The organism is Xanthomonas bonasiae, from assembly GCF_014836395.1.
GTDB classification, from domain to species: Bacteria; Pseudomonadota; Gammaproteobacteria; order Xanthomonadales; family Xanthomonadaceae; genus Xanthomonas_A; species Xanthomonas_A bonasiae.
Map to the genome: position 1 here is coordinate 286,451 of NZ_JACSQX010000005.1, position 25,631 is coordinate 312,081.

The following is a 25,631-nucleotide window of genomic DNA, read 5'->3' on the forward strand; positions in this document are numbered from 1 at the left end:
CGGCCGCCGCGCACTGCCTGCGGCGCGCCGACCCGAGCGCACTGCGCCAGCGTGCAGGGCTTGGCGCAAACCGGGCCGCATGCGAAGGTAGGCGCATGGCACGTTTCCGGTTCCCGGCTCTTCCATGTTGCTGCTGACGTTGTTGCTGCTGCTGGCGTTCACCGCGCTGGCCGTGGGGTTGACGCTGCTGGTGGGCGCGGTGCTGTTGTTGCGCAGCAAGCCGTTCCTGCTGGTGCGCCTGGAAAGCCTGCGCCTGCGCCGGGGCAGCGGCCTGCGGCGCTGCCAGACGCAGGTCGCCGGGCATCGCTGGATCTACCTGCACCGCGCCGCGGCCGATCCCGCCGCTCCTGCGCTGCTGCTGGTGCACGGCTTCACCGGCAGCAAGGAGAACTGGTTGCCGCTGGCGCGCGCGCTGGGCGACCGCTATCACCTGTTCATTCCCGATCTTCCCGGCTGGGCCGAGAGCCAGCGCATCGACGGGCAGGACTACGGCTTCGTCGCGCAGGCCGAGCGCGTGGCCGCGTTCGCCGCGCAGTGCGTGCGCGGGACGGGCAGCGAATGCGTGCTGGTCGGGCATTCGATGGGCGGCGGCATCGCCGCACTCGCCGCCGCGCGCCATCCGCCAGTGTTCGATCGCGTCGGCCTGCTCAACGCCGCCGGCGTGCGCTTCGCCGACAACGCCTTCGGCCAGGCGGTGCTGGACGGCGACAATCCGTTCGCGGTGTACGACGCCGACTCGCTGCGCCGCTACATCGACACGGTCTTTCTGCTGGAGCCGAGCAAGCCGCGCATCCCGTCCTGGGCGGTGTCGTCGATCGTCGCCTGGCGGCGCAGCGAGGCCGGCTTCGAACAGCAGGTGCTGGCGCGGATCGGACGCAGCGAGGAAGCCTTCCTGCCGTTCGAGGAAGCCGCGCGCATCCGCCAACCGGCGCTGCTGCTGAACTGCGTGCAGGATGCGGTGATCGATGCCAGCGCGCTGGCGCTGTACGCGCAGCGCGTGCCGCAGGCGCTGCAGGTGCTGCTCGACGGCAGCGGCCACATGTCCATCGTCGAGAAGCCGGCCGAGGTCGCGCAGGCGATCGATACGTTGATCCAACGAGGAGTCCCCCGATGAAACGCATTCTGCTCGGCGCGCTGTGCGCCGTCGCCCTCGCCGGTTGCGGCGACCACGAGGCCGAGCGCAAGGCGCAGGCCGCCGCCGAGGCGCAGGCCAAGGCGCAGGCCGCCGACGACCTGGCCAAGCAATACGACGCCGCGGTGAAGTCCGGCAACTGGGACCTGGCGCGCATCCATGGCGCGGCGCTGCTGGAGCAGTACCCCGGTTCGGACGCGGCCGAGCGCATCGAGCCCGGCTATGCCGAGGTCAAGGCCAAGGGCGAGGCGGCGCGCGAGCTGCGGCGCATGCAGGCTGCCTGGGAATATTCGCAGGTGCCGGCCGGCAAGGGCACGCAGCGCTCGGCGATGCTGTACAGCCGCGACAAGGTCGATGTGGACGGCAGCGGCCCCAAGCCGGTGCAGCTGGTGTTCCGCGACCATCCCGAATGGAAGCGCAGCGCCTACCTGGTGCTGCAGGCCGGCGATTTCCGTTGCGCCGGCGGCTGCAAGGTGCAGTTGAAGGCCGACGCTGCCGCGCCGCGCGCCGCCGCGGCATGGCGTCCGAACACCGACGAGGCGATCGCGATGTTCATCAGCGACGACAAGGCGCTGTGGAAGCTGGCGCGCAAGACCACGGTGCTGCAGATCGAGTTCCCGGTGAAGGCCGGCGGCACCCGTACCGCGGTATTCGAGACCGGCGGCCTGGACGGGTCGCAGATGCCGGGATGGGATTGAGCGCGGCGGCACCCGGCGCGCGCCTGCGCCAGGTGCGGCACTGGGTGTTCGACATGGACGGCACGCTGACCCGTGCGGTGCACGATTTCGCGCTGATCCGCCGCGAGCTGCAGATTCCGCAGCAGGCCGACATCCTGCAGCACCTGGCCGCGCTGCCGGACGGGGAGGGCGCCGCCAAGCACGCCTGGCTGCTCGAGCACGAACGCGAGCTGGCCTTGGGCGCCGTCGCCGCGCCCGGCGCGCCGGCGCTGCTGCGGACGCTGCATGCGGCAGGTTGCCGGCTGGCGGTACTGACCCGCAACGCGCAGGAGCTGGCGCAGCTGACGCTGCGTGAGATCGGGGTCGAGGATCTGTTCGAGGACGCCAGCATCCTTGGCCGCGACGAGGCGCCGCCCAAGCCGCATCCTGGCGGTCTGCAGCAGTTGGCTGCGCACTGGGGCGTGGCGCCGCATTCGCTGGCAATGCTCGGCGATCACGAATACGACCTGCAGAGCGGGCGCCATGCCGGCGCGACCACGGTGCTGCTGCATGCGGACAATCTCTGGCCGGCGCTGGCCGATTTGCATTTCGCCGATTGCGCGGCGCTGCTGGACTGGTGGCGTGACGCGGCCGGGTAGGGCGTCTTCTCTATGGGAGAGGCTTCAGTCCCGACGCTTTGTCGCTGAAGCCCCGTCGGGACTGAAGTCCCTCCCACAAAGGTGAAAAGCGCGCCAGCTGCGGTCGTTGCCTCTGGCATGCAGATCCGGTTTCTTGTGCGCGTGCGTCGCTTGGCGTGTTGCCGATCTCTGCATCCTTCTGATTCCCCTGCCACGGCCACGGCGAAGGCAAAAGCTGAAGACAAAAGCAGAGCTTTCGCCTTGCGGCGAGTCACTTTTCTTTGCTTGTGCAAAGAAGCGCTTCACAGCAGCCGAAGGCTGATCAAAGTAACCAAAAGAAGCGCTTTACCACAGCCGAAGGCTGGTCAAGCACACCCTGCTTTCGCGCCCTCCGCGCTGCGCGCTCAGGGTCCGCGAATAGGCCGGGATTCGCGGAAGGGGCATCCTGCCCCTGCCGCGAACGGCGCACATCCCTGTGCGCCGCCCCTTCGGGGTTTTTCCCGACCTATTCGCCGCTGCGTAAGGGACCCGGAAAGTCCAAAGCAACAGCAAGAGCAAAGGCAACAGCACGACGAGCACGGGCTGGGGAGTTTGCCGCCGCGGATGCAGCGGTTTGCCGCTCGCGCCGGTGATCTGCGGTGCCGCATTTCCAACAACTGCTGTGCGATGCAATAGCGTCGGGACTCAAGTTCCTTCAAGGAGTCTCGGGCGCCAGTACCCCAACGCGCACCGGCAGCACGGCGACGGATCGGTCCGGGATCTGTCCTGGAGTCTGCCAGGTACGCCCGTCGCTGCCGCGCATGGCGCCTCTGCCCCCGCTGCGCCAATCGCGATACAGGCGGGTGGCGCAAAGTGTGCCGTTCTCGATACAGCGCTGCGGCGCGACAGGGGCGCGGCGGTGTCCATGCCGCGGCCGATGCTTGCGGCTCAACGATGGCGCAGTGCAGCAGCGTGCTGGCACGTCGATTGCTCCCTTTCTCCCGATGTTTCCACATCCCGCCGCGCAGGCCGTTCGACGGTAAGCGCCACGGCTCTTCAACGAGGGGAGTAGAACGATGCACAGTCATCCATGTCGTACCCGTGCCTGGACGCTGCTCGCGCTGGCAACCGCGCTGGTGCTGGCAGGCTGCAAGAAGCAGGAAGACGCCGCGGCACCGGCCGCACCCGCCGCCGCGCAGCAACCCGCCGCTGCGGCGCCGGCCGCGGTGGCCGACACCGACAGCGAGTTCGCCGCCACCGCCAGCAATCCCGACAACTGGGGCGGCATCGGTCGCGACTTCGGCCTGAACCGGCACAGCCCGCTGGCCGAGATCAATCGCGACAACGTCAAGAACCTGAAGATGTCGTGGGAAATGAAGACCGACGCCACCCGCGGCCACGAAGGCCAGCCGCTGGTGATCGGCAGCATCATGTACATGGTCAGCGCGTATCCGAACAACGTGTTCGCGATCGACCTGGCGCAGGAAGACGGCGGCAAGGTGCTGTGGAAATACACCCCGCAGCAGGACGAGCGCTCGGTGGCGGTGGCGTGCTGCGACACGGTCAACCGCGGCGCCTCCTACGCCGACGGCAAGCTGGTGTTCGGCAGCCTCAGCGGCGACGTGATCGCGCTCGATGCCAAGACCGGCAAGGAAGTGTGGAAGCAGAAGCTCGCCTATCCGGAAAAGGGCGAGACCATCACCATGGCGCCGATCATCGCCGACGGCAAGGTCGTGGCCGGCATCAGCGGCAACGAGTTCGGCGTGCTCGGCCGCGTCGCCGCGTTCGCGCTGGGCGACGGCAAGCAGGTGTGGTCCTGCGATGCGGCCGGCAGCGACAAGGCGATCTGCCTGGGTCCGGACTTCAACAAGGCCAATCCGCAGCACGGCCAGCTCGGCGACCTGGGCATCAAGACCTTCCCGGAGGACGGCTGGAAGCGCGGTGGCGGCGCGGCGTGGGGCTGGTACAGCTACGACCCGAAACTGAAGCTGGTCTACTACGGCACCGGCAATCCCGGCCTGTGGAGCCCGTCGTACCGCTGCGGCAAGACCACGCAGAAGGAATGCGATACCGGCGAATACGACAACAAGTGGTCGATGACCCTGTTCGCGCGCAAGATCGATACCGGCGAAGCGGTGTGGGGCTACCAGAAGACGCCGTTCGACCAGTGGGACTACGACGGCATCAACGAGCCGATCCTGGTCGACCTGACCATCGATGGCAAGCAGGTCCCGTCCGTTGTGCAGTTCGACCGCAACGGCTTCGCCTACGTGCTCGACCGCCGCGACGGCACCCTGCTGCGCGCGCACAAGTTCGTGCCGGCCAACTGGGCCGAGAGCATCGACATGAAGACCGGCCGCCCGATCAAGGTCGCCGCGCATTCGCCGCTGGAGCGCGGCAAGAAGGTCGAGGCGTTCCCGTCGGCGATGGGCGGCAAGGACCAGCAGCCGTGCTCCGTGGATCCGGCCAATTCGGCGGTGTTCTTCTGCGGCACCAACAACTGGCACATGGAACTGGAACCGCAGGAACGCGGCAACACCATGATGGGCCTGCCGTACGTGTTCGCCAACGTGATGATGAAGCCGAACGAACCCGGCGCGCTGGGCATCGTCAAGGCGTTCGACGTGGTCGAAGGCAAGTCCAAGTGGGAGATCAAGGAGAAGTTCCCGGTGTGGAGCGGCACCCTGGTCACCGACGGCGGGCTGGTGTTCTACGGCACGCTCGACGGCTGGTTCCGCGCGGTGGACAAGGACACAGGCAAGAAGCTGTGGGAAACCAAGTTGCCGTCGGGCATCATCGGCAACCCGATCGCCTACAAGGCCAACGGCCACCAGTACGTGGCGGTGTTCTCCGGCATCGGCGGCTGGATCGGCCTGCCGGTCGCCGGCGGCCTGGATCCGGGCGATCCGTACGGCGCGTTGGGTGCGGCGGGCCTGGCCTTCAGCAACGGCTTCGACAAGATCCCGTTGGGCGGCATGGTGCATACCTTCCGCATCGACGGCGCCGGCAAGACCGTCACCGCCAGCGCAACCGCCACCGCTGCGGCGGGTGGCGCACCGGCCGCCGCGGCCAAGACCGCGCGATGAGTCGGCGGCGACGCGTCCATGTTGCGAGCGACCGCCCGGGGGAGGCGGTCGCCCCGCGGCGCTTGTATCGGGGCGCGCGCGCCGTGGTGTTGCTTTGCAGCCTCGGACTCGTCGCCGCAGGTTGCACGCGCGAGCCGTCGTCCGCGACGGCTCGCGTTCCTGAGGCCGCCTCCAGCGCGGCCGCCAAGCCAGCGGCGGGCACCACGCCCGCGCCCGCGCTCCCCGCCGATGCGGCGGTGCTGCGGGTCTGCGCCGATCCGGGCAACATGCCGTTGTCCAATCGCGCCGGCGAAGGCTTCCAGAACAAGATCGCGCAGGTCCTCGCCGAGGCGATGGGCCGGCGCCTGGAATACGAATGGCGCACCTACTATCAACGTGGGTTGGCGCGCAGCACGATCAACGCCGGGCGTTGCGACGTGCTGATGGACATGAACAGCGATTTCGAGATGGGCTTGCCCACGCAGCCGCTGTACCGCTCCACCTATGTGCTGGTGACCCGCAAGGGCCTGGCGTTGCAGCCGGCGTCGCTGGACGATCCGGCGCTGAAGAAACTGAAGATCGGCGTGTTCCAGAGTTCGCCGGCGCGGCAGGCGCTGTTCGACCACGGCGTGTCCGGCGATGTGCAGTATCTGTTCTACGATTCGGCGACCTCGCCGCAGGACCATCCGGGCAAGCTGGCCGAACGCGTCGCCGGCGGGCAGCTCGACGCCGCCGAATCCTGGGGCCCGGTCGCCGGCTACTACGCCGCGCGCGGCGGCCTGGGCGTGGTGCCGCTGAACGTCATCGACGACGAAGTGCTGGAGTATTCGATGGCGTGGGCGGTGTCGCGCAAGAACGCCGACCTGCGCGATGCGCTGAACGCGGCGATGCAGCGCAACGCCGGCAAGATCGGCGCGATCCTGCGCGAGTACCACGTGCCGCTGGTGGCCTGCGCCGACTGCATCGTCAACGGCGATCTGCGCTCGCACGGCAGCTACGACACGCCGGCCGACGATGTCACCACGCCGAGCCCTCAGGCTTCCTCGGAGATGCTGGCGCAACTGCAGCTGCGCATCGCCGGCGGTGCCGATCCCAACCAGGAACTGGCGCATGCGCTGGATGCCGGCGATGGCGTGCGCGTGGCCTGGCTGCTGCGCCACGGCGCCAGCGCCGACCGGCCCAACCTGCTGGGCGAGCCGCCGCTGCACCAGGCGATCCGCAACCAGGCGCCGCCCCTGGTCGGCGAGTTGCTGGCGGCCGGCGCCAACGTGGAAAGCCGCGACGGCAGCGGTTGGACGCCCTTGATGAAGGCGGCCTGGGGCAACGACGCGCAGAGCACCAAGCTGCTGCTGGCGCGCCGGGCCAAGGTCGATGCGGTGTCCAAGGACGGCTGGACCGCGCTGGACCTGGCGATCTCCTATGCCGATGTCGAACTGGTGCAGGCGCTGCTCGGCGCCGGCGCCAACGTGCGCCGCAGCAATCCGGCCGGCTTCACCCCGGTGATGTTCGCGGTGGCGCGCAACGATCCGCAGATGCTCGATGCCTTGCTGGCGCGCGGTGCCGAGGCCGACCGGCCCAACCGCGCCGGCGTCACCCCGCTGATGCTGGCCGCCGCGGCCGGCCGCGAGGCCGCCAGCCGCCGCCTGCTCGCCGCCGGCGCCAACGCGGCCACCCGCGACGCCGACGGCAAGACGCCGGCGGCGCTGGCGCAACAGCGCGGCGATGCGTCGCTGGCGCAACTGCTGACGGAGGCCGAACACCGACGCACGCAATGACCGCCACGCCTTACCTGCTCGTGCCGCCGCCGCGGCGTTCACGTCCCCACAGTCCGTCCCGCAAAGGTTCTTTTCCCATGCGCAATGCCGTCGTCCGCCGCTCCGTCGTGCCGAAGCTGCTGCACCTGTCCCTGTTCGCGTTGACCCTGGCCCTGTCCGCTTGCGGCAAGGAGGCGCCGCCCTCCGCCCCCGCCGCCGCCACACCTGCCGCTCCGTCGGCGGCACCCGCGCCCGCAGCTGCGCCCAGCACCGCTCCGGCCGCCCCGGCCGCTGCGCCGGCCGCCGCCGCCGCGACCCCGCCGCCGGCCGCGGTCACCCCGATTCCGAAAGGCCCGCCGGTGAAGGTGACGCCGGAGCTCGCCGCCGAAGGCAAGAAGATCTTCCTGTCCGCCGGCTGCAGCGCCTGCCACGGCGGCACCGGCGGTGGCGGCATGTGCCCGCCGCTGACCAACGACATCTGGGTCTACGGCCACGACGACGACACGCTGCGCACGCTGATCAGCGAAGGGACCGCCGGCATGACCGCGCACGGCAAGGTCCGCGTCGGCCACGAGAAGGTGGTCGGGCAGATGCCGCCGTTCGCGCCGGTGCTCAAGGACGGCGACACCGAGAAGCTGCTGGCCTTCATCCACTCGATCAACAAGACCGCGGGCGCGGCGCCATGATCCCAGGCGCGCGCCGCACGCTGGGTGCTGCTGCGCTGGCGCTGCTGTTGGCCGGTGTGGCCTGCCAGCGTGCGGCGGCGCCTGCCGCGGAGGCGAACGCCGACGCCACGCCGTCCGCCACGCCGGCGGCGGCACTGGCGTACGTGCCCAACCAGCGCGCCGGCACCATCTCGGTGATCGACACCGGCACCGACGCGGTGCTGCGCACGCTGTCCGCGCAGGGCCAGCTCGGCAAGCGCCTGCAGCAGATCCTGCCCGGACCCTCGGGGCGCCTGTACGTGATCGATGCGCAAGGGCACCGGCTGCTGGAACTGGATACGGTGCAGGACCGGGTGCTGCGCAGCGTGGACATCGGCGAGAACGCCGAGGGCATCGCCGCGTCGCCGGACGGCCGCCAGTTCGCAGTCTGCGTGGAAGGGCAGAACCAGGTGATGCTGATCGATCCGGCCAGTTTCGCGATCGGCGCGCGCATCGCCACCCAGGGCCAGGCGCCGGAGCACTGCGTGTACAGTCCCGACGGCGCGCTGCTGCTGACCAGCAACGAAGGCTCCAACGACCTGGACGTGATCGACCTGAAGGCGGGCAAGTCCACCGGCATCATCGCCACCAGCGGCCATCCGCGCGGCATGGCGTTCGCCCCCGACGGCAATACCGTGTACGTGGCGCAGGAAGCGGCCAGCGTGGTCGATGTGATCGATCTGGTCGCACGCCGGCGCGTGGCCAGCATCCCGGCCGGGCAGCGCACCGCCGGCATCGCCATTTCGCGCGACGGCAGCCGCGTCTACGCCTCCAACGGCGGCGCCGGCACGGTCAGCGTGATCGACCCGGCCGCGCGCGCCAGCCTGGCCGAGATCCCGGTCGGGCAGCGCCCGTGGAATCCGGCGCTCAGCGCCGACGGCAAGAAGCTGTACGTGGCCAACGGCCGCTCCAACAGCGTGAGCGTCATCGACACGACCACCATGAAGGAGATCAAGCAGATCGCAGTGGGCGACATGCCCTGGGGTGTGGTCATCGCGCAGTGAGGCGAGGAGCGCATGCGGCACAGCGAGAGGATGCGGGGAGAGGGGAATGAAGACGCGAGCCGCGGTCGCCTGGGCGGCGAACCAACCGCTGGCCATCGAGGAAGTGGACCTGCAACCGCCCAAGGCCGGCGAGGTGCTGGTGCGCCTGGTCGCCAGCGGCGTGTGCCACAGCGACGCCAGCACCCTGTCCGGCGCCGATCCGGATGCCGCGTTCCCGGTGATCCTGGGCCAGGAAGGCGCCGGCGTGGTCGAGGAGGTCGGCATCGGTGTCACCAGCGTGCGCCCCGGCGACCATGTGATCCCGCTGTACATGCCCGAATGCGGGGTGTGCAAGTTCTGCCGTTCCGGGCGCACCAATCTGTGCCAGGCGATCCGCGCCAGCCAGGACCGCGGGTTGATGCCCGACGGCAGCAGCCGCTTCTCGCTGCGCGGGCGGCCGATCCTGCACTACATGGGCACCAGCACCTTCGCCGAGTACACCGTGCTGCCGGAGATCGCGGTGGCCAAGATCCATCCCTCCGCGCCGCTGGACAAGGTGTGCCTGCTCGGCTGCACGATCACCACCGGCATCGGCGCGGTGCTCAACACCGCGCGGGTGCGGCCCGGCGACAGCGTGGCGGTGTTCGGACTCGGCGGCATCGGCCTGTCGGTGGTGCAGGGCGCGGTGATGGCGCGCGCCGGGCGCATCATCGTGGTCGACATCAACCGCGACAAGTTCGAGCTGGCGCGCGCGCTGGGCGCCACCGACTGCCTGGATCCGAAGGACTTCGGCGCGCCGGTGCAGCAGGTGATCGTCGATCTCACCGACGGCGGCGCCGACCACAGCTTCGAGTGCGTCGGCGACGTGCGCGCGATGCGCGCGGCGCTGGAGTGCTGCCACAAGGGCTGGGGCGAAAGCATCATCCTGGGCGTGGCGCCGAGCGCGCAGGAGATCAGCACGCGGCCGCTGCAACTGGTCACCGGCCGCGCCTGGCGCGGCAGCGCGTTCGGCGGGGTCAAGGGCCGCAGCGAACTGCCGGCCTACGCCGAGCGCTACCTGGCCGGCGAGATCCGCATCGACGAACTCATCAGCGAGACGCTGCCGCTGCAGGACATCAACCGCGCCTTCGATGCGATCCGCGCGGGCAGGGGCATCAAATCGGTCGTACTGTACTGACACGTAGGAGCAAACATGGCTTGCAACAAGGAGCGTGGTACTTCGCTGGCAAGCGCGCATGCGCTGGCCGTCGCCATCGTCATCGCCTTGGCCGCCGCGCCGGCCTGCGCGCAGACCACGGTCAATGCCGGCGATGCGCAGATCACCGCGCTGGACCGGGTCGAGGTCACCGCCACGCCGATCCCCGGCACCCTGATCGATGCCGACCACCTGCCGTACACGGTGCAGACCGCCAACGCCGACGACATCGCGCGCAGCCAGGCTAGCAACCTCACCGATTTCATGCTGCGGCAGATGAACGGCGTGGACACCAACGAGGTGCAGGGCAGCCCGTTCCAGACCGATCTCACCTTCCGCGGCTTCCGCGCCTCGGCGTTGCCGGGCGCCTCGCAGGGCGTGTCGGTCTACCTGGACGGGGTGCGCATGAACGAACCGTTCGCCGATATCGTCAGTTGGGACATGATGCCGGAGGCGGCGATCCGCAGCGTGGCGCTGATGCCCGGCTCCAACCCGTTGTTCGGCCCCAACACGCTCGGTGGCGCGCTGGCGTTCACCACCCAGTCGGGCCTGACCGCGCCGGGCCTGCGCGCGGATCTGTCGTTCGGCAGCGGCGCACGCAAGCGCCTGGACGCGTCCTACGGCTATGCCGGTCGCGATGGCCTGCATGCCTTCGTCGCGGTCACCGGTTTCGACGAGGACGGTTGGCGCGACGCGTCCGAAGGCCGCCTCGGCACCGTGTTCGGCAAGCTCGGGCGGCAGGGCGAAAACACCGACTGGGACGTGTCGCTGCTGCACGGGCGCAGCCGCCTGATCGGCAACGGCCTGCTGCCCGGCAGCCGCTACACCGACGACGGCATCGAGCCCGGTCTGTACGAGGCCGATCGCGACGCGGTCTACACCTCGCCGGACCTGACCCGCAACCGCAACACCCTGCTGACCGCGCAACTGGACCACCGCTTCGACGCGGACACGTCGCTACATCTGTTGGCCTATTACCGCGACGGCCGCCGCGACACCGTCAATGGCGACATCAACGAGGACTACGAGGAATTCGTCGAGGACTGCGCCGACGGCTACGCCGCCGACGGCACGCCGCTGGACGACGACTGCACGGTGTCGCGCGCCGAGGCCGACGCCCTGCACAGCGGCGTGCTCAACACCACGCAGATGCGCCAGCACGCCGAGGGCGTGGCGCTGAACTTCAGCCGTCAGGCCGGCGCGCATGCGCTCAGCCTCGGCGCCACCTACGATCGCAACCGGGTGCGCTACCGGCAATACGCACAAGAAGGCTTCGTGGAGGACGACCGCGCCGTCGTCGCCGATCCCGACGAGGAGCGCGAATTCTTTTCCGGGGTCAGCGGCCGCAGCAGCACGCTGGGCGTGTTCGCCGCCGACACCTGGGAAGTGAGCGAGGCCACCCACGTGACCGGCGCGCTGCGCTGGAATCGGGTCGAGGTCAGCAACGTGCTGTCCACCGCCGAGGACGGCGCGCTGCCGCGCGAGCGCTTCGTGTTCGCCAAGGCCAATCCGTCGCTGGGCATCACCCAGCGCCTGGGCGGCGGCTTCACCGCTTTCGCCTCGGCCTCGCAGAACAGCCGCGCGCCGACCGCGATCGAACTGGGCTGCGCCGACCCGGAACAGCCGTGCCGGCTGCCGACCGGGCTGCAGGCCGACCCGCGCCTGGAGCAGATCGTCTCGCGCACCTACGAAGTCGGCGTGCGCTGGAACCCGTCGCCGGAGCAGGCCTTCAACGCCTCGCTGTACCGCGCCGACAATCGCAACGACATCCTGTTCCTGCGTGCGCCGAATACCCAGCTGGGCTACTTCGACAACGTCGATCGCACCCGCTACCAGGGCGCGGACCTGAGCTGGCGCGCCAGCAGCGGCCCGCTGCGCTGGTTCGCCGCCTACAGCTACCTGGACGCGACCTACCGCAGCGACGGCGAACTGCTGTCCGGCGAGCGCACCATCGAGCTGCATCCGGGCATGCGCATCGCCGGCCTGCCGCGCAACACGCTGAAGCTGGGCGTGGAGTGGCAGGCGCTGGCGCAATTGGCATTGGGCGCGGACCTGCGCGCGATCTCGCGGCGCGTGGCCAGCGGCAACGAGGACGGCCTGGTCGAGGATCCCGAGGACGGCGAAGACGCGGTGCGCCACGACCTGTCCACCGGCGGCTACGCGTTGATCGACGTGCACGGCACCTGGCAGATCGCCGACGGCCTGTCGCTGTACCTGCGCATCAACAACCTGTTCGATCGCCGCTACGAGACCTATGCGGCGGTCGCCGAGGACCTGTTCCCGGACGGCGCGCTGGCGCGCCCGCAGGACGCCGCGGTCGAGGACGGCCCCTCGCGCTTCGTCGCCCCTGGCGCGCCACGGCAGTACCAGGTCGGTTTGCGCTGGCGGTTCTAGAGTGGCCGGTGATCTGTGCAGCGCAGCGCATGGCGCCGCGCCGCCTGCTCCGGGCGAATGCTTTTTGTAGGAGCGGCTTCAATCGCGACACCGAAGCCGGAAAGTTTCAGGCTTCGACAGCAGTCGGGGCTGAAGTCCCTCCTACAACGGCACGGATGTGCATCGCCGCACCATGCCACGGTTGTTTGTAGGAGCGGCTTCAGCCGCGACATCGAAGCCGGAAATTCTCAGGCTTCGGAGGCAGTCGAGACTGAAGTCCCTCCCACAACAACGGCATGGATGCGCATCGCCGCACCAGGCGGCAGCTTCTTTGTCGGAGCGACTTCAGTTGCGACACCGAAGCCGCTAGGTATCCGGCTTCGATGTCGCGGCTGAAGCCGCTCCTACAGAGAGCGTTGGTGTACGCGGGATGGCGTGATCGAGCAGCTTCGCGCGCGCACTCAGGCCGTCGCCAACCCATGCTTGCGCAGCTTGCGGTACAGGGTGTTGCGGCTGATGCCGAGCGCGTCGGCGGTGCGGCTGACGTTCCAGCGGTGGCGTTCGAGCTGCTGCTGCAGCACGCTGCGCTCGGCGCTGTCCAGGGCCACGCGGCCGGGCATGTCGTCGGCGGCGACCGCATCGCCGTTGACCAGGCACGGGCCGCTGTCGGCATCGACGATTTCCTGCGGCAGGTTGGAGATGCGGATCATGCCGTCGGCGCACAGCACCGCGGCGGTGCGCAGCACGTTGCGCAGTTGCCGTAGGTTGCCCGGCCAGGCGTAGCTGAGCAGCTTGTGCAGCGCGTCTTCGTTGATGCGCACGTGATGCTCGCCGCTCTCCTCGCGCAGCAGGGTGCGGATCAGTTCGGCCTTGTCGCTGCGCTCGCGCAGCGGCGGCAGGTGCAGCACCACGCCGTTGAGGCGGTAGTACAGGTCCTCGCGGAACTCGCCGGCCGCCACCATCTGCATCAGGTCGCGATGGCTGGCGCTGATCACGTGCAGTTCCAGCGGCATCGCCCGGTCGCTGCCCAGCGGGGTCACGCTCTGTTCTTCCAGCACGCGCAGCAGCCGCGTCTGCAGCGGCAGCGGCATGTCGCCGATCTCGTCCAGGAACAGGGTGCCACCGCTGGCCTGCAGCAGCTTGCCGTGGCGGCCTTCGCGCGCGGCATCGGTGAACGCGCCGCGCGCGTAGCCGAACAGTTCGCTCTCGATCAGCGCCTCCGGGATCGCCGCGCAGTTCACCGCCACGAACGGCCGCGCCGCCCACGGCGAGCCGCGATGCACCGCCTTGGCGAATTCCTCCTTGCCGGTGCCGGTGGCGCCGCACAGCAGGATCGACACCCGATGCGCGGCCAGCTTCAGCGCGTTGTCCAGATTGTGGCGCATGCGCGGATCGGAGCCGACGTGTTCGCGCGAATAGGCCGCCTCGCCGCTGTCGGCACTGGCGGCGCGCGCGTGGCCGGCGGCAGCGTCGCGGCGCGGCGGCTGCGCCAGGGCGAAGAAGCGGCGCCCGTGGCAGGCGCAGCGGATCGACCACAGCGTGCTGGCGTCGTTGCGCGCGCGCTGCTCCACGGTGTCGAAGTCCAGCTGCATCACCTGCGAGATGTCGCGCCCGACCAGCAGGCCGCGGTCGCCCTTGCCGAGCTGTTCCAGCGCGGCATCGTTGACGGCCAGCACGCAGCCGTCGTCGCCGATCGCCATCAGCGCCTCGTGCAGCAGGCCGGCGAACTCCGGGCGGCTGTGGAAGCGCAGGATCCACGCATGCCGGTACTGCTCCAGGAAATACGAACGCGCGATCTGCGCCGCCGACATGCGCACCAGCGCGCTGGTGTGGCGCTGTACCAGCTTGGTGTCGCGCGCGTCCGGGGTGGAAGCATCCAGTACCGCCAGCAATTGTCCGTGCGGGTCGAGGATCGGCGCGCCGCTGCACGACAGCGGCAGATGCCGGACCAGATAATGCTCCCCGCGGTGCACGCCGAGCGCGCTGCGCTCCACCGCGCAGGTGCCGATGCCGTTGGTGCCCTGGTAGCGCTCGGCCCAGCTGGCGCCGCAGAACAGCCCGGTCTCGCGGAATTCGCGCAGCAGCGCCGGGTCCTGCACGCTGTGCAGGAGTGTCGCCTCGGCGTCGGCGAACACCACCGCGTAGCCGCCGCCGGCGATCTGCTCGTAGAGGTTCTCCATCTCCACCTTGGCGATGCGCAGCACCTCTTCGAGCCGCTGCTGGCGCTCGCGCAGCCCGCTGCCGTCGTGGACCATCGGCGAAGGGGGGGCGTCCGGACTCAGGCCGTACTCGTCCAGGCAGCGCTGCCAGGAGCGCGCCAGCGCCGGCGGCAGCGGTTCGATCTGGCGGAAACGGCGCATCCGCGCCAGCAACGCGGATTCCGCCTCGGCAGCGGACGGCGGCCCAGCCGTGGCCTGCGGGAGGTTGGCGACAGTCAGTTCCGACACGTGGCGCATCCTCGGTCCCCACCCGGGACCAGAGTGGCAGTGACGCACAAACCGGGCCTTGGCTCAAACTGCAGTGCAGCAAAAGCCGGGAGTGGGGAGTCGGGATTGGGGATTGGCAAGAGCGGCTTGCCTGGGTCGGATCCCTTCCCGCCCTGGGCCAAAACGAAAAAACCGCGCGATCGCGCGGCTTGTCGTGGCATCAAGGCGCCAGAACCCTGCTTTTACGAATCCCCAATCCCGACTCCCCAATCCCGGCTACAAGGCATACCCGAACTGCTGCTTGAACTGGTCGTTGAACTCGTCGAAGTCGAAGCGCTGGTTCTGGGTGCCCGGGTGTTCCACCTTCAGCGCGCCCATCAGATTGCCCATGCGCCCGATCGTCAGCCAGTCGCAGCCGCGCTCGATGCCGAAGATCAGGCCGGCGCGGAACGCGTCGCCGCAGCCGGTCGGGTCGACCACGCGGCGCTCGTGCGCCGGCGGGACGTCGTAGGTCTTGTCGGGGGTGTACACCAGCGCGCCCTTCGGGCCCTGGGTGGTGATGTAGGCCTGCACCCGCGAGACGATGTCCTGCTCGTTCCAGCCGGTGCGCTCCTGCAGCAGGTTGGACTCGTAGTCGTTGACCACCACGTAGTCGGCCTGTTCGATGAAAGTGCGCAGCTCCGGGCCGTTGAACAGCGGCATCGCCTGGCCGGGATCGAAGATGAAGGGGATGCCGCCGGCGGCGAACTCCTCGGCGTTCTGGATCATGCCCTCGCGCCCGTCCGGGCCGACCAGGCCCAGGGTCACGCCCGGCACGTCGCGCACGTGGTTCTCGTAGCTGCGCATCATCGCGCCGGGATGGAACGCGGTGATCTGGTTGTTGTCGTGGTCGGTGGTGATGAACGCCTGCGGGGTGAACAGCTCGTCGATCACCTTGACCCGCGACAGGTCGATGCCCAGCGTCTCGAAATGCTCGCGGTACGGGCCGAAATCCTGGCCCACGGTGCCCATCGGGATCGGATCGCCGCCCAGCAGGTGCAGGTTGTAGGCGATGTTGCCGGCGCAGCCGCCGAACTCGCGGCGCATCCGCGGCACCAGGAACGACACGTTCAGGATGTGCACCTTGTCCGGCAGGATGTGGTTCTTGAACTGGTCCGGGAACACCATGATGGTGTCGAAAGCGAGGGAACCACAGATCAGTGCGGACATCGGGCAGGCCTTGGCGGAGGGATGAGCCCGCATTCAGGCGGGCAGCGTGCGGGGTCGCCGCGGCGCAAAGGGTAACGGCTGCGGCCGGGCAGGGCCACAAGCACGATGCACGGCGCCCCCTGCGAGTGCATGCAAGGCGCGGTTTTAGCGAGAATTTTCCTTGCTCGCACCCAGGTGGGTTGTTACGCTAGCAGACTTCGTTTTCTGCCCATTTTTTCGCCATTCGGCGACGGCACGCGACTCCCCAGGACTCAATTCCCCGATGTTCAAGAAACTCCGCGGCATGTTCTCCAACGACCTGTCCATCGATCTGGGCACGGCCAACACCCTCATCTACGTGCGTGGCCAGGGCATCGTGCTGAACGAACCGTCGGTGGTCGCGGTGCGCCAGGACCGGGCGATCGGCGGCACCCGTTCGGTGGCCGCGGTCGGCGCCGAGGCCAAGCAGATGCTCGGCCGCACCCCGGGCCACATCACCACCATCCGCCCGATGAAGGACGGCGTCATCGCCGACTTCACCTATACCGAGGCGATGCTGAAGCACTTCATCAAGAAGGTGCACAAGTCGCGCTTCCTGCGTCCGAGCCCGCGCGTGCTGGTCTGCGTGCCGGCCGGCTCGACCCAGGTCGAGCGCCGCGCGATCAAGGAATCGGCCGAGGAGGCCGGCGCGCGCGACGTGTACCTGATCGAGGAACCGATGGCCGCGGCGATCGGCGCCGGCATGCCGGTCACCGAGGCGCGCGGTTCGATGGTCATCGACATCGGCGGCGGCACCACCGAGGTGGCGGTGATCTCGCTGAACGGCATCGTCTACTCGCAGTCGGTGCGCATCGGCGGCGACCGCTTCGACGAGTCGATCACCAACTACGTGCGCCGCAACCACGGCATGCTGATCGGCGAGGCCACCGCCGAGCGGATCAAGCTGCAGATCGGCTGCGCCTATCCGCAGGAAGAGGTGCAGGAGATGGAAATCTCCGGCCGCAACCTCGCCGAGGGCGTGCCGAAGATGATCAAGATCAACTCCAACGAGGTGCTGGAGGCGCTGCACGAGCCGCTGTCGGGCATCGTCTCGGCGGTCAAGCTGGCGCTGGAACAGACCCCGCCGGAGCTGTGCGCCGACGTCGCCGAGCGCGGCATCGTGCTGACCGGCGGCGGTGCGCTGTTGCGCGACCTGGACCGGCTGATCTCCGAGGAGACCGGCCTGCACGTGCAGGTCGCCGACGATCCGCTGACCTGCGTGGCCCGCGGCGGCGGCCGGGCGCTGGAGCTGGTGGATATGCACGGCAACGAGTTCTTCGCGCCGGAGTGATCGTGAAGCCGGGAATGGGGAGTGGGGAATGGGGAATCGAACGGCCCCTCCGCACCGACATTGCCGGCTCCGCAGCCGCTCCCTTGCCTGCGCCCCGGCCTGATCAAGCCGGGGATGCGCTGTTGCTTTCCGATTCCCCATTCCCGATTCCCCAATCCCGGCTTTAACTGTGCCTCCCTACGCCGGTCCTCCCGTCACTGCCCGCCCGGGCGAAGCCGCCAGCACGCCGCGCCTGCTGGCGTACCTGGCCCTGGCGGTGGTGCTGATCGTGCTCGATGCGCAGGCCGGCTGGCTGGCCCAGCTGCGCAGCCAGACCAACCTGCTGGTGCAGCCGCTGTGGGCGCTGGCCGGGCTGCCGGGCCGGCTCGGCTCGCAGGTGCAGGAGAACGCCGCCAGCCATGCGCAGCTGGTCAGGGAGAACCGCGCGCTGCGCAACGAGCTGCTGATCGCCAAGGCGCGGCTGACCCGGCTGCAGACCGCGGCGCTGGACAACGCGCAGCTGCGCGAGCTGCTGGGCGTGGCCGAGCGCCGCGGCCTGGACGTGCAGCTGGCGCCGATCCTGGACATCGACCTGGACCCGACCCGGCAGCGCCTGGTGCTCGACGCCGGCGGCCGCGACGGCGTGCACGTCGGCCAGGCGGTCATCGACGCCGGCGGGCTGATGGGCCAGGTGATCGAGGTGACCCCGCTGCACTCCACCGTGCTGTTGCTGACCGACCCGGACCACGCGGTGCCGGTGACGGTGGCGCGCAACGGCGTGCGCCTGATCGTCTACGGCCGTGGCGACACCCTCGAACTGCGCGACGTGCCGCTCAGCGCCGGGGTCGAAGTCGGCGACGAGATCGTCACCTCCGGCCTGGGCGGCCGCTTCCCGGCCGGCTTCCCGGTCGGCACGGTGGCGACGCTGCGCCCGGACGACACCCACGCCTTCCTGGTCGGCAACCTGAAGCCGGCGGCGAAGCTGGATCGGGGGCGGGATGTGTTGTTGTTGAAGAGCCGGGAGTGGGGAATCGGGAATCGGGAATTGATGAAGCCGGCGGCTGCGGATGCAGCGCCTGTGCCTGCGGCTGGCTCGGCGGCCGGCGCCGCCGCTGATTCCGCCCATGCGGCGCCGCCCACCGCTCCCCACCCCGCGCCGGAAGGCAACCGCGCCAGGGCCGCTACGCCTCCGTCGACGCAAACCACCCCCGCCGGCGCCACCGCTGCTCCCGCACCGGCCAAGCCGGCAAGCGCAGCACCCGATTCCCGATTCCCGATTCCCGATTCCCGTCCGTCTCCACAGGAGACGGACCAATGAGCCGCCCCCGCAGCAAAGGCTGGGTGCTGCCGGTCAGCGTGATCCTGGCGCTGGTGCTGGGCCTGTTGCCGTTGCCGCTGTTGCTGCAGCCGCTGCGGCCGTACTGGCTGGCGCTGGTGGTGGCGTACTGGGTGATCGAGACCCCGGACAAGGTCGGGCTGGGGTTCGCCTTCGCCATCGGCGTGGTCGCCGACCTGCTGTACGGCGGGGTGCTCGGCGAGCAGGCGCTGCGGCTGGTGATCCTGAGCTTCATCCTGCAGCGCTTCCGCGCGCGGATCCGCTTCTTCCCGATGTCGCAGCAGGCGCTGGCGATCGGCGGCCTGCTGGTCAACGACCGCATCGTCGCCGCGGCGGTGCATCTGGCGGTGGGCGAGCCGACGCTGCCGTGGAACTACTGGTGGGCGCCGCTGCTAGGCATGGCGCTGTGGCCGCCGCTGTTCGTGCTGCTGGACGCGCTGCGGCTGGGCCGGCGGAGCAAGTAGCGTGGCCTTCACCCGCCGCACGCAGAAGAACCCGCACGCCGAGGCCGAGCAGTTCCGGCGCCGCGCGGCGCTGGGCTTCTTCGGCGTGCTGGTGGCGCTGGTCGGCCTGGGCGCCTGGTACTTCAAGCTGCAGGTGCTGGACCACGACATCTACGCCACGCGCTCGGACGCCAACCGGATCAAGCCGCGGCCGGTGGTGCCGGGGCGCGGCATGATCTACGACCGCAACGGCCGCCTGCTGGCCGAGAACGTGCCCGCGTTCCGGCTCGACGTGACCCCGGACAAGGTCGAGGACATGGACGCGCTGCTGGCCGAGCTGGGCAAGGTCATCGCGCTGTCGGCGGAGGACATCGAACGCTTCCAGGCCGCGCGCAAGGCCAGCCGCAGTTTCCGCCCGGTGACCCTGAAGCTGCGGGTCAGCGAGGAGGAGCGCGCGCGCTTCGCGGTGGACCGTTGGCGCTTCCCCGGGGTGGAGCTGGAGCCGTACCTGACCCGCCACTACCCCTACGGCGACCTGTTCGCGCACATCATCGGCTACGTCGGCCGCATCGACGAGAAGGACCTGGAGATGCTCGGCGAGGGCAATGCCGCGCTGACCCACATCGGCAAGTCGGGGCTGGAGCGCTATTACGAAGAGGAACTGCGCGGCAAGGTCGGCTACGAGCAGGTCGAGACCAACGTGCAGGGCCGCGCGATCCGCACCGTCGGCCGGGTCCCGGCGCAGTCCGGCGCCGACCTGCGCCTGTCCATCGACGCCGACCTGCAGCGCGCGATGGTCGCCGCGTTCGGCGACTACCAGGGCGCGGCCATCGCGATCGATCCGCGCACCGGCGAGATCCTGGCGATGGTCAGCCTGCCGTCCTACGATCCCAACCTGTTCGTCAACGGCATCTCGCACGCCGATTTCCAGGCGCTCAACAGCGATCCGTCGCGGCCGCAGTTCAACCGCCTGGTGCTCGGCGGGGTGGCGCCCGGTTCGACGATCAAGCCGTTCATGGGCCTGGCCGGTCTGGACAGCGGCACGCGCCGGCCGGAGGACAAGATCCTGTCCACCGGCATGTTCTACCTGCCCGGGGTCAGTCGCGGCTGGGGCGACTCGCACCGCGGCGGGCACGGCTGGACCGACCTGCGCAAGTCGATCGCGCAGTCGGTCAATACGTACTACTACAAGCTGGCCGTCGACATGGGCATCACCAAGGTCGACCAGTACATGAACCGCTACGGCTTCGGCGCGCCGACCGGCATCGACCTGATGGGCGAGATCGGCGGCATCGTGCCGTCGCCGGCCTACAAGGCCAAAAGCCGCAAGGAAGCGTGGTATCCCGGCGACACGGTCAACATCGCCATCGGCCAGGGCGACTGGAAGGTGACCCCGCTGCAGCTGGTGCGCGCGGTGGCCGGCATCGCCGATGGCCAACTGCGCACCCCGCACCTGGTGATGGCCCAGCGCGGCGCGTTCGACCAGCCATGGGCGCCGGTGGCGCTCGGCCCGGGCAAGCCGATCAGCGACAATCCCGGCAATCTGCAGGCGGTGCGCGAGGGCATGATGGACACCATGCGTCCCGGCGGCAGCGGGCATGCGATCGCGGTCAGCGCGCCGTACCAGATGGCCGGCAAGACCGGTACCGCGCAGGTGGTCAGCCGCAAGGGCCTGGCCGCGGTGGATCCGCGCAGCCTGCCGATGCACTTGCGCCATCGCTCGCTGTTCGAGGGTTTCGCCCCGGCCGAGCAGCCGACCATCGCGCTGGCGGTGGCGGTGGAAGGCGGCGGCTACGGCGCCAGCACCGCCGCGCCGATCGCGCGCAAGATCTTCGATGCCTGGCTGCTCGGGCGCCTGCCCGCCGGCATCGAGCCGCTGGACAGCCTGCGCGGCGCCACCGCGTTCGGCAGCCAGCTGTACTACGCCGAGGACCCGGGCTCGCGCGGCGCCGCCGACGCGGTGGCACTGGCCGCCGGCGAGCGCCCGGTGCTGATCGGCCCGGTCGAAGTGGAGGCCGCCGCGGTGCCGCTGCCGGCGGCGCCGCCACCGATCCCCGACGAGATCCCGGACGAACGATGAAGGATTTCCTGCGCTGGCTGGCCGATCTCGGCGGCCGTTTCGCCCGCACCCTGGACTGGCCGATGTGCCTGGCCCTGGGCGCGCTGATGGTGATCGGCCTGGCGGTGCTCAAGAGCGCCGGCGGCCAGGCCGGCGGCAACCACCTGATGCTGGCGCAGGCCATCCGCTTCGCGATCGGCGCGGCGGCGATGTGGGGCCTGTCGCGGGTCTCGGCGCTGCGCCTGCGCGCGTGGACGCCGCTGATCTACGCGCTGTCGATGCTGCCGCTGCTGGCGGTGTTCGCGCTGGGCACCGGCAAGTACGGCCGGCAGTGGCTGGACCTGAAGGTGTTCTACCTGCAGCCGGCCGAGCTGCTGAAGATCAGCATGCCGATGATGGTGGCCTGGTACCTGCACCGCGTGCCGCTGCCGCCGCGCGTGCCCACGGTGCTGGTCAGCGCGGTGATCATCGGCATTCCCACCGCGCTGATCATGCTGCAGCCGGACTTCGGCACCGGCGTGCTGATCGCCGCCAGCGGCGGTTTCGTGCTGCTGCTGGCCGGGCTGCCGTGGTGGTGGGTGGGCATCGCGGTGGGCGGCGTCGCCGCGGCCGCGCCGGTGGCCTGGCTGTGGCTGCTGCGGCCATACCAGAAGGACCGGATCATGATGTTCCTCAATCCGGAGAACGATGCGCTCGGCGCGGGCTGGAACATCATCCAGTCCAAGATCGCGATCGGCTCCGGCGGCCTGCACGGCAAGGGCTGGGGCCTGGGCTCGCAGTCGCATTTGAACTTCATTCCCGAACAGACCACCGACTTCGCGTTCTCGGTGCTCAGCGAGGAGTTCGGCTGGATCGGCGTGGCCACGGTGCTGACCCTGTACCTGGTGGTGATCGCGCGCTGCCTGTGGATCGCCGCGCAGGCGCGCGACACGTTCTCGCGCCTGCTCGCCGGCGCCACCGGCCTGGCGTTCTTCGTCTACGTGCTGGTCAACGGCGGCATGATCTCCGGGCTGCTGCCGGTGGTCGGCGTGCCGATGCCGCTGATGAGCTATGGCGGCACCTCCGCGGTGTCGCTGCTGGCCGGGCTGGGCCTGGTGATGGCGGTCAAGGCGCACCGCCCGGTGCACGGCTACTGAGCCGCACGCACCGCCGGCGCGCGCTGGCTTAACCGCAAGTATGCGGTGATGTGGCAGACGATTGCGGCATGTGTCGGCGCTGCGCACAATTTGCGTCGATGCCACGTCGCGGCGCCGGATTTTCCGGTCCGCTGCGAGCGCAGGATCCGTTCCGGGTGAGCCACGCGCGGCCTCGATGCCGCCCAGCCGACCCGCGTCCACCGAGGGGAGCCAACGCAGCGCAGCGTCGATCCGGGCCAGGCCCGTGTCGTGTCCTTGCGTCCGTCCGTCTGCACCAGTTCCTCTCTCGTCTTCCCCGTGGTTCCTGTCCGCTCGGCTGTGCCGACATGGATGTGTGTCGATGAAATTCCTGAAATTCCTGCTGCTGCTGAGCGTTGCGCTCGGCCTGAGCGGCTATGCGTTGATCCGCTACTACTTTCCTGTCGGCGCGATGCACAGCCACGGCTACGGCCGGGTCGCGCTGACCCAGCCGCCCGGCCCGCCGCAGGGCATGGTGATCCTGTTCGCCAGCGGCAACCGCGCGCAGCGCCAGGCCGCGGCGGCGCGCATCGCCGCGACCGGTGCGGTGGTCGCGACGGTCGATGGCGATCGCTACCTGACGCGCCTGCAGCGCGCCGGCACCGGCTGCGGCCATGCCTGGCACGATGCCGAGCAGTTGAGCCGGCACCTGCAGCGCGACCTGCACGGGGACCGCTACTTCCTGCCGATGCTGGCCGGGACCGGCGCCAGCGCGACCCTGGCCGAGCGCATCGTCGGCGCCGCCCCGGCGGCGACCCTGGGCGGCGCGATCGGTATCGCGCCGGCGCCGACCGAGGTCTGCGCCGGCACCGCCCAAGCCAACAGCGCGCAGGGCTTCGTCGATCTGACCGCGGCACCGGTGGGCGCTGCGCCGGAGACGATGCTGGCCGCGCGCGTGGCCGCTCACCTGCACATGCCGGGCAGCGGCGGTGCGCTCGACGACCTGCCGTTGACCGAATTGCCGGTGCGCGTGCCCGGCGCGCCGCTGGCGATCGTGCTGTCCGGCGACGGCGGCTGGCGCGACATCGACAAGGGCATGGCCGAGGCCTTGCAACGGCGCGGCATCGCGGTGGTCGGCTGGGACAGCCTGCGCTACTTCTGGCGCGACAAGCCGCCGGCGCAGGCCAGCGCCGACCTAGCGCGGGTCATCGACCACTACCAGCAGCGCTGGCACCCGCAGCGCATCCTGCTGGTGGGCTATTCCTTCGGCGCCACCGCGATGCCGTTCATGTACAACCGGCTGCCGCCGGCGCAGCGCGCGCAGGTCGGCCTGCTGGCCCTGTTCGGCGTGGACCACAAGGCCGATTTCCAGATCCGCGTGCGCAACTGGTTCGACCTGGGCGATGCCGACGACGCCAAGCCGGTGCTGCCGGAAATCGCGCGCATCGCGCCGTCGCAGCTGCTGTGCGTGTATGGCGACCAGGAGAAGGACACGGTGTGCCCGCAGCTGCGCGACAGCGGTGCGAAGATCGTCGCGCTGCACGGCGGCCACCATTTCGACCAGCATCCGGCCGGATTGGCGACGATCGTCGACGCGCGTTGGCAACAGCTTGCAGAAGACGCGCGGCATCCTGTCGCGGCGCTCGATGCCGGGCATCCTCGCGCAGGCGCGGTGCAACCCGCGCCGCTGCGCACTCCGCCCGGCGCGCTGCAATAGCGTTATCCGCCCCGGCCTCGGCGCTGCCGATGCCGGGGCGGATGACGCTCCAGACCTCCGTCGCGCCCGGCGATGCGCGCATGGCCGTCGCGTCCGCCTCCAACGCGTCCCCTGCGTCGCTGCGCTGAAGGCAGGCAGCGCGCGTATCCGCGTGCACGGCTGTGACCCGCAACGCTCCACCGGCAGCGTTGCCGGCGCCTGGGCGACCACGTGTCCGGTGCGCTGCCCGCGTGCAGCGGCGAGCCGGTCGTTCCCGCGTCGTAGCCGCCGTCGGCGCGGCGAGGCGCCAGCACAGCAGCGCTGACGGGCGCTATCGCTACCGGAATCGTCCCGCGCCTGTACCGCAGGCCACTGCGCCGGCCGCAATTGATCGCAATCAATGTTCGCGGCGCGCCGCGCGCGCATCGTGCCTGCAGTTCCCCACAGGCACCGACCCATGGCGTTCACCGTAGCGGTAGTGAAGGAAGAGCAGACCGGCGAGCGCCGCGTGGCGATGGTGCCCGCGGTGCTGCCGAAGCTGGCGAAACTGGGTGCGCAATTGCGCCTGCAGGCGGGGGCCGGTACGGCCTCGCGCTTCGACGATGCCGCCTATGCCGGCGCCACCGTGCTCGACGACGCGCAGGAAGTCGTCGCCGGCGCCGATCTGGTGCTGGCGGTGCAGGCGCCGTCGCTGCAGACGCTGGCGGCGATGCGTCCGGGCAGCGTGCTGGTGGCGATGCTGTATCCGGCCAAGGCGCCGGGCTTGCTGGAGGTGCTGTGCGAACGCCGCATCACCGCGTTCGCGATGGAAACCGTGCCGCGGATCAGCCGCGCGCAGGCGCTGGACGTGCTGTCCAGCCAGGCCGCGCTGGCCGGCTACTACGCGCCGCTGCTGGGTGCGGTGCACCTGCCGCGGATCCTGCCGATGATGACCACCGCGGTCGGCTCGCTGCGCGCCGCGCGCGTGCTGGTGATGGGCCTGGGCGTGGCCGGCCTGCAGGCGCTGGCCACCGCGCACCGGCTCGGCGCGATCACCGAAGGCTACGACGTGCGGCCGGAGACGCGCGAACAGGCGCAATCGGTCGGCGCCAAGTTCGTCGATACCGGCATCGATGCGCGCGGCGAGGGCGGCTATGCGCGCGAACTCACCGCAGAGGAGCGGGCCAAGGCCGCCGCGGTGCTGACCCAGCACATCCAGCAGGCCGACATGATCGTCACCACCGCCAACGTGCCCGGCCGCACCGCGCCGATCCTGATCGACCGCGCGCAGATCGCCGGCATGAAATCCGGTGCGGTGATCGTGGACCTGGCCGCCGACAGCGGCGGCAACTGCGAGGGCAGCGTGCCCGGGCAGACCGTGGAAGTGGGGCCGGTGACCATCGTCGCGCCGTTCAACGTGCCCTCGGCATTGGCCCAGCACGCCAGCGAGCTGTACGCGAAGAACCTGCTGAACCTGCTCGAGCTGCTGGTCCGCGACGGCGCGCTGGCGCCGGACTTCGACGACGAGGTCGTGGCCGGCACCCTGCTCACCCGCGACGGCCAAGTCTGCCATCCCACGCCACGCGCGGCGCCGCCTGCGCCCGCCACCAAGGAGTCCTGAG

At 70.0% G+C, this 25,631-nt stretch carries 18 protein-coding genes; 16 read left to right on the forward strand and 2 right to left on the reverse strand.

The annotated features are described in order from the left end of the window. The first annotated feature begins 124 nt into the window (after window positions 1–124). From H9658_RS10065 to H9658_RS10105, 9 genes are all read left to right on the forward strand, one after another. Window positions 125–1,114: an alpha/beta fold hydrolase gene (locus tag H9658_RS10065; RefSeq protein WP_191825232.1), complete on the forward strand. Its 990-nt coding sequence runs from the start codon at window positions 125–127 to the stop codon at window positions 1,112–1,114. Beyond that, the gene (locus H9658_RS10070) at window positions 1,111–1,830 is read left to right on the forward strand and encodes an outer membrane protein assembly factor BamD (protein WP_053838437.1); all 720 of its coding nucleotides are present in this window, start codon (window positions 1,111–1,113) and stop codon (window positions 1,828–1,830) included. Before H9658_RS10065 ends, H9658_RS10070 begins: the two co-directional genes overlap by 4 nt. Next, window positions 1,821–2,447 (forward strand): HAD family hydrolase, encoded by a 627-nt coding sequence (locus H9658_RS10075; protein ID WP_191825233.1) that lies wholly within the window; start codon window positions 1,821–1,823, stop codon window positions 2,445–2,447. Before H9658_RS10070 ends, H9658_RS10075 begins: the two co-directional genes overlap by 10 nt. 1,034 nt (window positions 2,448–3,481) lie before the next feature. Beyond that, window positions 3,482–5,491: a methanol/ethanol family PQQ-dependent dehydrogenase gene (locus H9658_RS10080; protein WP_191825234.1), complete on the forward strand. Its 2,010-nt coding sequence runs from the start codon at window positions 3,482–3,484 to the stop codon at window positions 5,489–5,491. Beyond that, window positions 5,488–7,245, forward strand: a complete 1,758-nt coding sequence (locus H9658_RS10085; protein ID WP_191825235.1) for a quinoprotein dehydrogenase-associated putative ABC transporter substrate-binding protein — start codon at window positions 5,488–5,490, stop codon at window positions 7,243–7,245. Before H9658_RS10080 ends, H9658_RS10085 begins: the two co-directional genes overlap by 4 nt. A 77-nt stretch (window positions 7,246–7,322) precedes the next feature. Continuing rightward, window positions 7,323–7,910 (forward strand): c-type cytochrome, encoded by a 588-nt coding sequence (locus H9658_RS10090; RefSeq protein ID WP_191825236.1) that lies wholly within the window; start codon window positions 7,323–7,325, stop codon window positions 7,908–7,910. Continuing rightward, on the forward strand, window positions 7,907–8,932 hold the full coding sequence (locus tag H9658_RS10095; RefSeq protein WP_191825237.1) for a beta-propeller fold lactonase family protein: 1,026 nt from the start codon (window positions 7,907–7,909) through the stop codon (window positions 8,930–8,932). The genes H9658_RS10090 and H9658_RS10095 overlap by 4 nt, the downstream gene beginning before the upstream one ends. A gap of 46 nt (window positions 8,933–8,978) precedes the next feature. Next, window positions 8,979–10,088 (forward strand): S-(hydroxymethyl)glutathione dehydrogenase/class III alcohol dehydrogenase, encoded by a 1,110-nt coding sequence (locus tag H9658_RS10100; RefSeq protein ID WP_179567391.1) that lies wholly within the window; start codon window positions 8,979–8,981, stop codon window positions 10,086–10,088. Window positions 10,089–10,103: 15 nt separating this feature from the next. Then, window positions 10,104–12,500 carry a TonB-dependent receptor gene (locus tag H9658_RS10105; protein WP_191825238.1) on the forward strand — a complete coding sequence of 799 codons (2,397 nt, stop codon included), beginning with the start codon at window positions 10,104–10,106 and terminating at the stop codon, window positions 12,498–12,500. A gap of 440 nt (window positions 12,501–12,940) precedes the next feature. Here H9658_RS10105 and H9658_RS10110 read toward each other — a convergent pair whose 3' ends face one another. Then, window positions 12,941–14,926, reverse strand: a complete 1,986-nt coding sequence (locus H9658_RS10110; protein WP_191825239.1) for a sigma-54-dependent Fis family transcriptional regulator — start codon at window positions 14,924–14,926, stop codon at window positions 12,941–12,943. 255 nt (window positions 14,927–15,181) lie between these two features. Next, window positions 15,182–16,114 carry a carbohydrate kinase family protein gene (locus H9658_RS10115; protein ID WP_179567385.1) on the reverse strand — a complete coding sequence of 311 codons (933 nt, stop codon included), beginning with the start codon at window positions 16,112–16,114 and terminating at the stop codon, window positions 15,182–15,184. 262 nt (window positions 16,115–16,376) lie between these two features. Between H9658_RS10115 and H9658_RS10120 the strand changes: the two genes are divergently transcribed. The 7 genes from H9658_RS10120 (at window position 16,377) to H9658_RS10150 (ending at window position 25,630) form a co-directional block, all read left to right on the forward strand. Beyond that, window positions 16,377–17,423: a rod shape-determining protein gene (locus H9658_RS10120; RefSeq protein ID WP_003465837.1), complete on the forward strand. Its 1,047-nt coding sequence runs from the start codon at window positions 16,377–16,379 to the stop codon at window positions 17,421–17,423. 169 nt (window positions 17,424–17,592) lie between these two features. Continuing rightward, entirely contained in the window at window positions 17,593–18,720 is a 1,128-nt protein-coding gene (gene mreC / locus H9658_RS10125; RefSeq protein WP_191825240.1) for a rod shape-determining protein MreC, read from the forward strand. Continuing rightward, window positions 18,717–19,202, forward strand: a complete 486-nt coding sequence (gene mreD / locus H9658_RS10130) for a rod shape-determining protein MreD (protein ID WP_179567381.1) — start codon at window positions 18,717–18,719, stop codon at window positions 19,200–19,202. Before mreC ends, mreD begins: the two co-directional genes overlap by 4 nt. A 1-nt stretch (window position 19,203) precedes the next feature. Further along, window positions 19,204–21,261 (forward strand): penicillin-binding protein 2, encoded by a 2,058-nt coding sequence (gene mrdA / locus H9658_RS10135; RefSeq protein WP_191825241.1) that lies wholly within the window; start codon window positions 19,204–19,206, stop codon window positions 21,259–21,261. Continuing rightward, a complete protein-coding gene (gene rodA, locus H9658_RS10140; protein ID WP_191825242.1) occupies window positions 21,258–22,376 on the forward strand; it encodes a rod shape-determining protein RodA in 1,119 nt (372 codons plus the stop codon). Before mrdA ends, rodA begins: the two co-directional genes overlap by 4 nt. A gap of 340 nt (window positions 22,377–22,716) precedes the next feature. Continuing rightward, a complete protein-coding gene (locus H9658_RS10145) occupies window positions 22,717–24,051 on the forward strand; it encodes a virulence factor family protein (RefSeq protein ID WP_191825243.1) in 1,335 nt (444 codons plus the stop codon). A gap of 436 nt (window positions 24,052–24,487) precedes the next feature. Next, on the forward strand, window positions 24,488–25,630 hold the full coding sequence (locus H9658_RS10150; RefSeq protein ID WP_191825244.1) for an NAD(P) transhydrogenase subunit alpha: 1,143 nt from the start codon (window positions 24,488–24,490) through the stop codon (window positions 25,628–25,630). Window position 25,631: the final 1 nt, after the last annotated feature.

Excerpts from the sequence above, each read along its gene's own strand:
- H9658_RS10115 (WP_179567385.1), bottom strand. The coding sequence starts at position 16,114 with ATGTCCGCACTGATCTGTGGTTCCCTCGCTTTCGACACCATCATGGTG.
- H9658_RS10120 (WP_003465837.1), top strand. The coding sequence starts at position 16,377 with ATGTTCAAGAAACTCCGCGGCATGTTCTCCAACGACCTGTCCATCGAT.
- H9658_RS10070 (WP_053838437.1), top strand. The coding sequence starts at position 1,111 with ATGAAACGCATTCTGCTCGGCGCGCTGTGCGCCGTCGCCCTCGCCGGT.
- rodA (WP_191825242.1), top strand. The coding sequence starts at position 21,258 with ATGAAGGATTTCCTGCGCTGGCTGGCCGATCTCGGCGGCCGTTTCGCC.
- H9658_RS10105 (WP_191825238.1), top strand. The coding sequence starts at position 10,104 with ATGGCTTGCAACAAGGAGCGTGGTACTTCGCTGGCAAGCGCGCATGCG.
- mreD (WP_179567381.1), top strand. The coding sequence starts at position 18,717 with ATGAGCCGCCCCCGCAGCAAAGGCTGGGTGCTGCCGGTCAGCGTGATC.
- H9658_RS10150 (WP_191825244.1), top strand. The coding sequence starts at position 24,488 with ATGGCGTTCACCGTAGCGGTAGTGAAGGAAGAGCAGACCGGCGAGCGC.
- H9658_RS10080 (WP_191825234.1), top strand. The coding sequence starts at position 3,482 with ATGCACAGTCATCCATGTCGTACCCGTGCCTGGACGCTGCTCGCGCTG.
- H9658_RS10100 (WP_179567391.1), top strand. The coding sequence starts at position 8,979 with ATGAAGACGCGAGCCGCGGTCGCCTGGGCGGCGAACCAACCGCTGGCC.
- H9658_RS10065 (WP_191825232.1), top strand. The coding sequence starts at position 125 with ATGTTGCTGCTGACGTTGTTGCTGCTGCTGGCGTTCACCGCGCTGGCC.
- H9658_RS10090 (WP_191825236.1), top strand. The coding sequence starts at position 7,323 with ATGCGCAATGCCGTCGTCCGCCGCTCCGTCGTGCCGAAGCTGCTGCAC.
- H9658_RS10075 (WP_191825233.1), top strand. The coding sequence starts at position 1,821 with ATGGGATTGAGCGCGGCGGCACCCGGCGCGCGCCTGCGCCAGGTGCGG.
- H9658_RS10095 (WP_191825237.1), top strand. The coding sequence starts at position 7,907 with ATGATCCCAGGCGCGCGCCGCACGCTGGGTGCTGCTGCGCTGGCGCTG.
- H9658_RS10145 (WP_191825243.1), top strand. The coding sequence starts at position 22,717 with ATGAAATTCCTGAAATTCCTGCTGCTGCTGAGCGTTGCGCTCGGCCTG.
- H9658_RS10085 (WP_191825235.1), top strand. The coding sequence starts at position 5,488 with ATGAGTCGGCGGCGACGCGTCCATGTTGCGAGCGACCGCCCGGGGGAG.